This window comes from Rhizobium sp. Root1334, from assembly GCF_001426665.1.
GTDB lineage: Bacteria > Pseudomonadota > Alphaproteobacteria > Rhizobiales > Rhizobiaceae > Pararhizobium.
Genome location: NZ_LMEY01000001.1, coordinates 243,343 through 255,491 on the forward strand (window position 1 = coordinate 243,343; position 12,149 = coordinate 255,491).

A 12,149-nucleotide genomic window follows, 5' to 3' on the forward strand; every position below is an offset into this window, starting at 1 on the left:
AGACAAGCCTCATCGCCAGCGTCTGGACGCAGCGGATGATGCAAGCGGGACAAACAATGCGGACAGATACGGGCGCGATCATTCATCTGGAAGACTACCGGCCGACGGATTTTGTCCTCGAGAGGGTGGACCTCACCTTCGAACTCGATCCTACCGAAACCAAGGTCGAAGCCCGGCTGATCTTCCACCGTCGTGAGGGGGTAAGCGCCGATGCGCCGCTGATCCTCGACGGCGACGAACTGAAGATGACGGGCCTGTTGCTTGACCAGGTGGAGATTCCGGCTGCGAACTACGATGCGGCGGACGATACGCTGACGATCCGCGGCCTTCCGGCAACGGTACCCTTCGAGGTAACGATCACCACCGAGATCAATCCGGAGGCCAACACCACGCTGATGGGTCTCTACCGCACAAGCAATGTCTATTGCACACAGTGCGAAGCCGAAGGCTTCCGGCGCATCACCTATTTCCCGGACCGCCCGGATGTGCTTGCCGTCTACACGGTCAACATCATCGCCGACAAGGCGACCGCGCCGCTGCTGCTCTCCAACGGCAACTATCTCGGTGGCGCCGGTATGGGCGACGGCCGCCATTTCGCTGCCTGGTTCGATCCGCACCCGAAGCCAAGCTATCTGTTCGCGTTGGTCGCCGGCGATCTGGGAGTGGTGGAAGACACTTTCACAACCATGTCCGGCCGCGAAGTCACGCTGAAAATCTATGTCGAACACGGAAAAGAGCCGCGTGCATCTTACGCAATGGATGCGCTGAAGCGCTCAATGAAGTGGGACGAGGAACGGTTCGGACGCGAATACGATCTCGATATCTTCATGATTGTCGCCGTGTCTGATTTCAACATGGGCGCCATGGAAAACAAGGGACTAAACGTCTTCAACGACAAGTATGTCCTTGCCGATCCGGAAACAGCGACCGATGCCGACTACGCCAATATCGAGGCGATTATCGCGCACGAATATTTCCACAACTGGACCGGCAACCGCATTACCTGCCGCGACTGGTTCCAGCTCTGCCTGAAGGAAGGTCTGACGGTCTATCGCGACCACGAATTCTCGGCCGACCAGCGTTCGCGCACCGTCAAACGCATCGCCGAAGTCCGGCATCTGAAAGCCGAGCAGTTTCCGGAAGATGCCGGTCCGCTTGCGCACCCGGTTCGCCCGACAAAATTCAGGGAAATCAACAACTTCTATACGACGACCGTCTACGAAAAGGGTTCCGAAGTCACCCGGATGATCGCCACCCTGCTCGGTGCTGATCTCTTCAAGCAGGGCATGGATCTCTATTTCGACCGCCACGACGGACAGGCCGTGACCATCGAGGATTTCGTTGCCTGCTTTGCGGAGGTGAGTAAGCGCGACCTCACCCAGTTTTCACTCTGGTACCATCAGGCGGGCACGCCGCTGGTCAGCGCCTCGACGGCCTATGACGCCGCCAAGCAGACATTGACGCTGTCGCTGGAACAGATGGTGCCGCCGACCCCCGGCCAAAGCGCCAAGGAGCCGATGTATATCCCCTTGCGTATCGGGCTCCTGCTGGAGGATGGCTCAGAAGCCAACGTCACCTCCGTCACCGGCGCCGAGATGACCGGTGACGTGCTGCATCTCATCGAGCGCAATCAGACGGTCGTGTTCGGTGGCATCACGTCACGCCCAGTCCTGTCGTTGAACCGTGGGTTTTCGACGCCGATCAACCTGCATTTCGAGCAGACGGCCTCTGATCGCGCCCACATCGCCAAACATGAGAGCGATCTGTTTGCCCGCTGGCAGGCCCTGAACGATCTTGCCTTGCCCAATCTCGTCGCTGCCACAGCCAGCGCCAAGGCAGATGAACCGGTTCAATGCGACGCCGCCCTGATCGATGCCCTGCTTGCGGCCGCCGCCGACGGTGATCTTGAACCTGCCTTCAGAGCGCAGGCGCTGGCACTGCCGAGCGAAGCCGATATCGCCCGCGAAATCGGCGGAAACAACGACCCGGACGCGATCCACGTCGGACGCCAGCAGATCATGGTGGCGATCGCCACGGCCGGTCAGGCCATTTTCGAAAAGCTCGCAGACGAGATGATCGTCTCCGGCCCGTTCAGCCCGGATGCGGCAAGCGCCGGACGCCGGGCACTGCGCAACACCGCCCTCTCCTACCTCGTTTATGCCGAAAACGAACCCACTCGGGCAGTCGCCGCGTTCAAGTCCGCCAACAACATGACGGATTTGAGCCAGGCCTTGACAATCCTTGCACACCGGTTCCCGGACGCTGCCGAAACGGCGGATGCCTTGGCTGCGTTCAAGGCCCGGTTCGCCGGAAATGCGCTGGTGATCGACAAGTGGTTCACCATCCAGGCAACCATTCCGGGCGAAGCCGCGCTTGCCCGCGTCAAGGTCTTGATGGCCGACCCGCTGTTCAACGGCTCCAACCCGAACCGGGTGCGTGCACTCGTCGGCACATTTGCCTTTTCGAACCCGACCGGCTTCAACCGCGCTGATGGCGAAGGTTACCGGTTCCTGGCGCGCCAGATTCTCGACATCGATCCGCGCAATCCGCAACTGGCAGCCCGCATCCTAACCTCGATGCGGTCGTGGCGCTCGCTGGAATCCGGCCGCGCCGATCACGCCCGCAACGCGCTGCGTGAAATCGCGGCTGCAGCGAAACTGTCAGCCGATGTCAGCGACATCGTCGAGCGCATGCTCAAGGGATAGGAAATAGCAACCGGAAATGATTGGAAAACCCCGTAAGCGCGGGGTTTTTTCGTTTCTGCCGTGGCGCCAAAGCCAATAGTGCAATTTTCCCATGACGATAAATGGTTAACAAACTTTTACGTTTTCCTCTGGACAAGGCGAATCACAATTGATTCATTGGGTCAGGTTCAAGCGAGCGGCGCTTCGAATCACATGAGGGTTTACAGAATTGACGAAGATGGCGGAAGCGCAGCGGGGACGCGCAGCCGGTGAGCGGTTGCGTCCCAGATTTCCGGGTTTTTCACGCCTGGAACGGGACGTTATCCAGCACGCACGGATTTTTACCGAGCCGGCAGTGCGCCGTCTTGCGGGCGCCGAGCCATTGCTCAAGCGTTCGATCCCGATCCTGATCACCGCGTTTCTTCTCGTCGTTGCCATTTCCCGCATCAACGGCATCATGGTCGAATATGCCCGCATGGAGGCAAGCGCGCGCCAGGTCACCGTCCTTGCTGCGGCCACCGCCAGTGCCGCTCTTCAGGAAAACGGCGTTGCCCTGTTCGACAAGGCGCAAAAGTGGGATGTCGAGCAGCGGTTGAATGCGGTCCTTTCGCCCGACATGCTCGAAAATGGTGCCTTTGTTCTCACCGTGCGCAATGACGGCCGAATTTTCGCCAGCTCTCCGGAGGGCGCGGCCTACACGGGACGCACGCTGAACGCTGTGGCGCCGGAAGTCGCCGCTTTCCAGTATTTTGGTGAACGTTCGACAGTGATGAAAACCTTCATCGGCGGTACGGAGCATACCGTCGCGATGATGCAGGTGCCCGGCGGCGCGGGAACGCTGTTGGTCGCCACACCGCTGGCAGGCATCCAAAAGCTATGGCGGGATGAAGTCTCGCTCAACGTCACCCTTTTTGCCGGAATCTCGGCAATCCTGCTGATCGTTCTCTATGCCTATTATATCCAGGCCAAACGCGCCCGTGATGCCGACCAGATTTTCGCGGAATCCAACCTGCGCGTCGAAACCGCCTTGTCGCGGGGGCGCTGCGGCCTTTGGGATTTCGACATGCCCAACCGCCGGCTTTTCTGGTCGCGCTCGATGTATGAAATGCTCGGCATGCCGCCGCAGAGCAATGTCCTGTCGTTCGGCGACGCGGCGCGGCTGATGCACCCGGATGACGGCAGCATCTACAAGGTCGCCCGCACCATCGCCAGGGGCGATGCCCGCCAGATCGACCAAATCTTCCGGATGCGCCATGCCGATGGCCATTATGTCTGGATGCGCGCCCGCGCCCAGGTCATCCGCACCGCCTCCGGCCGCGTGCACCTGATCGGCATCGCCATGGATGTTACCGAGCAGCATCGCCTGGCTCAACGCTATGCGGAAGCTGACCAGCGGCTCGCCGATGCGATCGAATGCACGTCCGAGGCCTTTGTGCTCTGGGACAAGAACGACCGGCTGGTGATGTGCAACACCCATTATCAGCAGGCCTACAAGCTGCCCGACCGGGTTCTGGTTGCCGGCACGGAGCGTTCCGTCGTCAACGCCGCATCCGCCCGTCCGATCATCGAGCGGCGCATTGCCGATCCCGACCGGTCCAATCAATCACAGACTTCGGAAGTGCAACTCGCCGACCAGCGCTGGCTGCAGATCAACGACCGGCGAACCCGTGACGGTGGCCTGGTATCGGTCGGCACCGACATTACCCTGCTGAAACGCCACCAGGTGCGCCTGCGCGAATCCGAGCGGCGCCTGATGGCGACCATCGGCGACCTGTCGACGTCTCGCATCACCCTGGAACGCCAGAAGGCCGAACTCTCCGTCGCCAACTCCAATTATCAGGCAGAGAAAGAACGCGCGGAAGCAGCCAACCGGGCCAAGTCCGAATTCCTCGCCAACATGTCGCACGAGCTGCGAACCCCGCTGAACGCCATTCTGGGCTTTTCGGAAATCCTGCAGAACCAGATGTTCGGCCCGCTCGGTTCGGAAAAATACGACGAATACTCCCACGATATCCATGACAGCGGCAAACATCTGCTCAACGTCATCAACGACATCCTCGACATGTCGAAGATCGAGGCCGGCCAGATGAAGATCAACCGCGAGACGATAGATCTCGCCCCGCTGATCGAGGAAACCCTGCGTTTCACCACCATCCCGGCACAGCAGAAGAACATCTGCGTCGATCAGCAGATTTCCTCCGGTCTGACGATCACCGCCGACCGCCGCGCCATGAAGCAGGTCCTGCTCAACCTGTTGTCCAACGCCGTCAAATTCACCAACGAGGGCGGAAAGATCTCGCTGCGCGCCCGCAAGGTCGCCGGTGCTGTGACGCTGACCATCGCAGATACCGGCATCGGCATACCGCGCCTGGCATTGGAGAAAATCGGCCAGCCCTTCGAACAGGTGCAGAGCCAGTACGCCAAGAGCAAGGGGGGCTCCGGCCTTGGTCTGGCCATCTCGCGTTCATTGACCCACCTGCATGGCGGCGCGATGAAGATCCACTCCCAGGAAAATGTCGGCACGATCATTTCGCTGCGCATCCCCGACACGGCCCCACGCGCCGTGTCGGAGGCCAAGGCCACACTGGCCGTGGCGTAGCCTTTCAGGGCTTGACGGTTGTTTGAAATATCCGGCGCACCGCCTTCGAAAGGCGCCGGATATCAGCTTCCAGCACCTTGATATCCGGCGCATCCCCTGCCCGGCATAAAAGCTCGATCAGCCCGGCCGGCGCATCCTTCAGTTCCAGATCACCTTCGATGCACAGGCGCACGATCTGGGAAAGATCCGTGAACAGCGCCAGCGCCTCCTGCACGGTATCGAGATCGGCAGGTGCAATCAAAGCCGGGCCAAGCAGCGCCAGGACATCGGCCGTTGATGTGCCGCTCGACGGCGGTGCGACGCCACGCGCCGGAGCGATCAGCGCAAGATATTGGGCGATGAACTCGATATCGACCAGTCCGCCGGGAATGAGCTTGAAATCCCAGACATCGCTTGGCGGCTTTTCCTTGTCGATCAACCCCCGCATCTCGGCGACATCGGCAGTCACCTTTGCCAGATCCCGGCTTTGACCGAGCACTTCCTTGAAAATCCCGCCGACGTCGGCGATCAGGCTTTCCTCGCCACACAGCGCCCGCGCCCGTGTCAGCGCCATGTGCTCCCACGTCCAGGCTTCCTCGCGCTGGTACTTTGCAAAAGCGTTGATGCGGGTGGCGACAGGCCCCTTGTTGCCGGAAGGGCGCAGCCGCATGTCGACCTCGTAGAGCACGCCTTCGGCGGTGGGAGCGGACAGCGCCGAGATCAGTCGCTGCGTGATGCGGGTGAAATAGCGGACAGAATCGAGCGGCTTGGCGCCATCGGATTCACCCGCAGCGTCATCGTAATCGTAAAGCAGGATGATATCGACATCCGACCCGGCCGTCAGCTCATGGCTGCCGAGCTTGCCCATGCCGATAACAGCGACGCGGCCGCCGGGGAATTTGCCATGCGCCGCTTCCACCTCACGTAAGACGGCGTCCAGTGCGGCGGTCAGGATCAGGTCGGCCAGATCGGTAAACGCATGCCCCGCCTGGACACCGGTGATGACGCCGGTCAGCAGCCGGATACCGATCAGGAACCGTTGCTCGGAGGCAATGATCCGCAAACGGTCGAGGATCTCCTCATAGTGCCGAGCGGTTGCCAGAAAGCCCTTGATCCGCTCGGCCAGATAATCCCGCGTCGGCAGTTCGGCGAGAAGCCGGGGATCGAGCATGCCATCGAACACATGCGGCTTGCTGGCGATGATATCGGCCAGCCGTGGCGCTGAGGACATGATATTGACAATCAGCGACAGAAGCCCGGGATTGTTGCCAAGCAGCGAAAACAGCTGGATACCGGCCGGCAGCCCGGCAATAAACTGGTCGAAGCGCAACAGGGCGTCATCGGCACGCTTGTTCTGCCCGAACACACGCAAAAGCTCCGGCGTCAGCTCGGTTAGCCGCTCGCGCGCCTCCACCGATTGCGTCGCCCGATAGCGCCCGTAATGCCAGGTCCGGATGGTGCGGGAAATGTCCTGCGGCCGGTCGAAACCAAGCTTTTTCAGTGTCTCCAGCGTATCCGGGTCATCTCTCTGCCCGGTAAAGACCAGATTTCCGGTTTCGGTTGAGAGCTTGGCTTCCTGCTCGAACAGTTGCGCATAACGACGCTCCACCGTCTTGAGTGTTCGCGACAGTTCGGCCGAAAACGCCGGGACATCGGCAAAGCCCATCATGTAGGCGATGCGTTTCAGTTCGGCATCGGTGGTTGGCAAAACATGCGTCTGCTCATCGCGCACCATCTGCACCCGGTGCTCGACATCGCGCAGGAACCAGTAGGCGGAAATCAGCTCCTCGGCGGTTTCCCCATCGATCCAGTTGGCCCGTGCCAAGCCGTGCAGCATCGGCTCGGTGGCGCGCAGCCGCAGTTCCTGCATGCGGCCGCCGGCGATCAATTGCTGCGTCTGGACGAAGAATTCAATTTCCCGGATGCCGCCGCGGCCAAGCTTGATATTATGGCCTTTGACGGCGATCTCGCCATGCCCCTTATGGGCATGAATCTGCCGCTTGATCGAATGGATGTCGGCAATCGCCGCATAGTCGAGATATTTGCGGAACATGAACGGCGTCAGTTCCCGCAGGAAGGCATCCCCTGCCTTGAGGTCGCCGGCCACCGGCCGCGCCTTAATGAAGGCCGCCCTCTCCCAGTTTTGGCCCCGGCTTTCATAATAGAGCATCGCCGCCTCGACCGGGATAGCAAGCGGCGTCGCACCGGGATCAGGACGCAGGCGCAGGTCGGTGCGGAATACATAGCCGTCGCCAGTGCGTTCCTGCAGGATGCGGATCAGGCGGCGCAGCAAACGGGCGAATGTCTCCGGCGCGTCGTCGCGGGACGTGATCAGCGGCGCCTGCGGCTCATAAAAGACCACGAGGTCGATATCTGACGAATAATTCAGCTCGAAAGCGCCGAGCTTTCCCATGCCAAGCACGACCACACCCGACCGGTCACTCGGATGCGCGGTATCGACGACATTCAGCTTGCCTGCGTCATGGGCGCTCAAAAGCAGATGATCGATGGTGGCCGATACCGAAGCACCGGCAAAATCGCTCAGCCAGCGCGTGGTCTCACGGGCATCGAAAAGGCGCGAAAGGTCGGCAAGGGCAATCGCAAAGGCAATATCCCGCTTGGCCTGCCGCAAACGCGTCATGATCTCGGCATCCGGCACGGATTTTCCGGCGTCGGCACCTTTCCAGGCATCCCGCGCCGTCTGGATGCACGTTTCCAGATAGGGGATCAAAGGCCCGGCAAGCGCCTGCACAAGCACCTGCGGATGCGAAACAGCCGTGTCCCGCAGATAAGGCGAGAGCGACAGCGCCGCGACGATGAAATCCTTGAGTGGTGTTTCCGCAGCCAGAAGATCGGCAATCTGCGGATGGCTCTTTGCAATATCCTTGAGGCTTGAAAGCACGGACTTCGCATCCGTCTGGCTCATCGGCCGCAGCGCACATGTGCCGATATCCGATAGCCGCCGCATATCCGTCTGCATATTGGTCTCTCCCAGCCGCTCCCGATTTCGGCTGCCCTATGCGTATCAGGCGGAGCGCAATGGGAAAACCATGCTGGCAGTCAAACCACGATTGTTTTCAACGTCCGGAACCGTATCACTCAGTTCGAGAGACCCCTGATGCATCTCCATCACCGCCTCGACCAGCGACAAGCCGAGGCCCGTTCCCGGTTTGCTGCGGCTTTCGTCGAGCCGCACGAAACGCTCCACGACGTCGTCCCGTTTATTGGCGGGTACTCCGGGGCCGTGATCCGCCACCGATAGGACGATCGAACCATCCCGTCTGAAGAGGCTGACCTTGATCAGCGGATTTGCAGCGCCGTCGGAATATTTGATGGCATTGTCGATCAGGTTGCCGAGCGCTTGGCCGATCAGTTCGCGATTGCCGGAAATGTGAATATCGTCAGGCACGTCGGCTTCAAGCTTCAGCGCCTGTTCGTCCGCCACCGGTTCATAAAGCTCGACACAGTCGGCGACGCTTTGTGAAAGATTGACATCACTCATCTCCGCAGCCGCGGCCCCGGCCTCGACCCGGGAGATCATCAGCAACGCATTGAACGTCCGGATCAGCTGATCGGATTCGCCGATGATCTCTTCCAGGGATGCCCGATAGCCGGAATTGGTTGCTTTGTGCGCCAATGCTGCCTCGGCCTTGTTGCGCAGGCGCGTCAGCGGCGTTTTCAAGTCATGGGCGATGTTGTCAGAGACCTGCCGCAGACCCTCGTTCAGCTTTTCGATCCGCCCGAGCATGGCATTGAGCGATTCCGACAGCCGGTCGAACTCGTCGCCGGATCCGCTCATCGGCAATCGTTGCGAGAGGTCACCCGCCATGATCCGCGTGCTTGCGTCCGACATCCGGTCGATCCGCTTCAGCGCGTTGCGGCCGATCGCAAACCAGATGATCAACGCGCCGATGCCCATGATGCCAAGCGCCACCACAAGAGCCTGCCGCACTAGCACCCGAAACTTTTCGGGTTCCTGCAAATCGCGGCCAACGAGAATGCGCAGGCCATTATCGAGCACAAGCACATGCGCCAGTGCCACATGGTCTTCCTTGCGGCTTTCGTCGGTATAGCGCTGATAGCGGAATGCTTCGCCCGTCCATCCTTCCTTGTCCAGAAGGCCGGGTTGCAGCGAGGCGACATTACCCGCGAGGATTTCGCCAGTCGGCCCGGCGATGACATAGAGATTGGCACCAGGTTGACGCGCCCGCCGCTCCAGGGTCCGCAGCAATCCGTTGACGCCGCCGCGGCTATAAATCTGCTCGATCTGCGAAACTTCCGCCGTCACCGCATCCCTTGTCTGCTGTTCCAACAGCCGTTGCGACATGGCGGTGACGTAGAAGACCAGAAAAGCGGCGCAGAGCGAAAAGAGCAGAAGATAAAGCGCTGACAGGCGAACGGCGGTGCTGCGGAAGAGGACGTTCAGCCTGTTCATGCGTCCGTGCGTCCGTCTTCCTTGATCATGTAGCCTGCCCCGCGCACGGTGCGCAGCAATGGCTGATCGAAATCCTTTTCGATCTTGGCGCGCAGCCGCGACACATGCACGTCGATAACATTGGTCTGCGGATCAAAATGATAGTCCCAGACATTTTCCAGAAGCATGGTGCGCGTCACCACCTGCCCCGCATTCTTCATCAGATATTCCAGCAGCCGGAATTCGCGTGGTTGCAATAGAAGCTCCCGGCCCTGCCGGCGCACCGTATGCGACAGCCGGTCCAGCTCCAGATCGCCGACCCGATAGACCATATCCTGTTCGGGAGCGCCTTTACGGCGGCCGAGCACCTCGACCCGTGCCAGAAGCTCGTTGAAGGCGTAAGGCTTGGGCAGATAATCGTCGCCGCCGGCACGCAACCCCGTCACCCGGTCATCGACCTGGCCAAGCGCCGACAGGATGAGGACCGGAGTGTGGACGCCCTTGCGGCGCAATTCCGAGATCACCGACAGCCCATCGCGGCGCGGCAGCATCCGGTCGATGACCAGCACATCGTAGCTGTTCTCGCTCGCCATGAACAAGCCGCTCTCGCCGTCGCTGGCATGGTCAGACACGATGCCAGCCTCGCGGAAGGCCTTGGCCAGATAGGCGGCCGCTTCGAGGTCATCTTCGATAATCAGAATCTTCATACGCGTGACCATAGTACCTGACCCGTCTCTTCCACAACCGGTTTGCCATGGGGAAACCACACCCGCCTGCCCGGTTGCGCAGGTCAGCCATGTCCCGAAACGCCAGACGCCGCGAAACCTGGGTAAAGGTCCGCGGCGCCCGGCAGCTGGAGCTGCGTCAGCCCTCGTCAGCCCTGGCTGATGGGAAGCGCCACGAAGCGGCTTGCGTTGTCGGCCTCGATCTGGAACAGCGCCTTTGTGCGTCCGTCCTTCTTGGCGGCCTCGATCACCTTGAGGATGTCGTCAGCAGACTTGACCTCCTGGTTGTTGACCGAAACGATCTTCTGGSCTTCCTTCAGGCCGCGATCACTGGCGTCGGAGTCAGGATCAACCGAAGAGATCGTTACGCCCTTGCCGTCCTCGGAAGGCGTCACGGTCACACCGAGATCCGCCAATGCCTTTTCGCTTGAGGGCTGCTGGTCTTCCTGCTGCTGCTCGGTGCTGGTAGCAGCATCCTTGGTATCTGCAGGCAGGGTTCCGACTTCGAGCTTGACGCTCTCGGCCTTGCCATCACGCCACAGGGCAACATCGACGCTTGTACCGGGACGCATCAGGGCGATCTTGCGGGCCAGTTCGCGCGGCCCCTTGATGGTGTCGCCGTTGACCGCAGTGATCACATCACCCTTCTTGATACCGGCCTTTTCGCCCGGAGAACCAGCCTGCGGCTCGACAACGAGCGCACCGCTTGCCTCGGCAAGGCCGAGCGATTCAGCCACGTCCTTGTCGACTGGCTGGATCTGTACACCGAGCCAACCGCGCGATACTTCGCCATCCTTCATCAGATCATTGACGACATCCTTGGCAACGGAGGCCGGAATGGCGAAAGCGATACCGACATTGCCGCCCGATGGCGAGAAGATTGCGGTGTTAATCCCGACGACTTCGCCGTTGAGATTGAAGGTCGGACCACCGGAGTTACCGCGGTTCACTGCCGCATCGACCTGAAGGTAGTCGTCATAGGGGCCGGATCCGATATCACGGCCACGTGCAGAAATGATGCCGGCGGTCACGGTACCACCAAGTCCGAACGGGTTGCCGACAGCAACGACCCAGTCACCAACCCGAACCTTGCTGTCGTCGGCAAAGCCGACATAGGCAAACTTGCGCTTGTCATCGACCTTCAGCACGGCGAGGTCGGTGCGGCTGTCCTTGCCGATCAGCTTGGCATCCAGTTCCGTGCCGTCGTTCAGGATGACTGTAAAGGCCGAGCCGTCGGAAACGACGTGATTGTTGGTGACGAGATAACCGTCCTCGGAAATAAAGAAGCCCGAACCTTGCGATGTCGGGCGCAAGCGGCCCGGCTTACCGTCGCGCGGTCCATGGTCGCGATCAGCACGCTTGTCGCCGTTCGGGCCGCCGAACTCCTTGAAGAAGCGCTTCAGCGGGTGGTCGTCCGGGAGTTCGTCCAGCCCACGGCCGCCGAAATCGAAGCTGAAGCCGTTGCCGCTACCAGCGTCATCGGAAACAGGATTGGCACGCGACTGGACGCGCACCGACACCACTGCCGGAGAAACCGCATCAACGACGTCAGCAAAACTTGGAACCTGCGGCGCCTCGATCTTGACGGCGGCGGCAAAGGACGAGGTGATGGTAGCGGGGATGCCGGTCGACAGCATGACGGCTGCCAAACCGGCAACGGTCGAGGTCTTCAAGATGGTCTTGAGGGAGGGACGCAGTGCATTTGTCTGAAACATCCGGTTTGCCTTTTCTTTTCATTGACATTTGGC

The 12,149-nt window shown here is 60.6% G+C and carries 6 protein-coding genes; 2 read left to right on the top strand and 4 right to left on the bottom strand.

Translation table 11 applies throughout. The features are described from left to right. Positions 1-56: 56 nt before the first annotated feature. Together pepN and ASD36_RS01160 are read left to right on the top strand one after the other, a co-directional pair. Positions 57-2,705 carry an aminopeptidase N gene (pepN, locus tag ASD36_RS01155; RefSeq protein ID WP_060503640.1) on the top strand — a complete coding sequence of 883 codons (2,649 nt, stop codon included), beginning with the start codon at positions 57-59 and terminating at the stop codon, positions 2,703-2,705. A 208-nt stretch (positions 2,706-2,913) separates the two neighbouring features. Then, complete coding sequence (locus tag ASD36_RS01160) at positions 2,914-5,283, top strand: ATP-binding protein (RefSeq protein WP_060503641.1); 2,370 nt, start codon at positions 2,914-2,916, stop codon at positions 5,281-5,283. A gap of 4 nt (positions 5,284-5,287) precedes the next feature. Here ASD36_RS01160 and ASD36_RS01165 read toward each other — a convergent pair whose 3' ends face one another. From ASD36_RS01165 to ASD36_RS01180, 4 genes are all read right to left on the bottom strand, one after another. After that, the gene (locus ASD36_RS01165) at positions 5,288-8,242 is read right to left on the bottom strand and encodes a bifunctional [glutamine synthetase] adenylyltransferase/[glutamine synthetase]-adenylyl-L-tyrosine phosphorylase (RefSeq protein ID WP_060503642.1); all 2,955 of its coding nucleotides are present in this window, start codon (positions 8,240-8,242) and stop codon (positions 5,288-5,290) included. Between the two features lie 45 nt (positions 8,243-8,287). Beyond that, the gene (locus ASD36_RS01170) at positions 8,288-9,697 is read right to left on the bottom strand and encodes an ATP-binding protein (protein WP_060503643.1); all 1,410 of its coding nucleotides are present in this window, start codon (positions 9,695-9,697) and stop codon (positions 8,288-8,290) included. Beyond that, positions 9,694-10,395, bottom strand: coding sequence for a response regulator transcription factor (locus ASD36_RS01175; RefSeq protein WP_060503644.1), 702 nt, complete (start codon positions 10,393-10,395; stop codon positions 9,694-9,696). Before ASD36_RS01175 ends, ASD36_RS01170 begins: the two co-directional genes overlap by 4 nt. Before the next feature lie 155 nt (positions 10,396-10,550). Further along, positions 10,551-12,116 (bottom strand): Do family serine endopeptidase, encoded by a 1,566-nt coding sequence (locus ASD36_RS01180; protein WP_060641705.1) that lies wholly within the window; start codon positions 12,114-12,116, stop codon positions 10,551-10,553. Between the last annotated feature and the right edge of the window lie 33 nt (positions 12,117-12,149).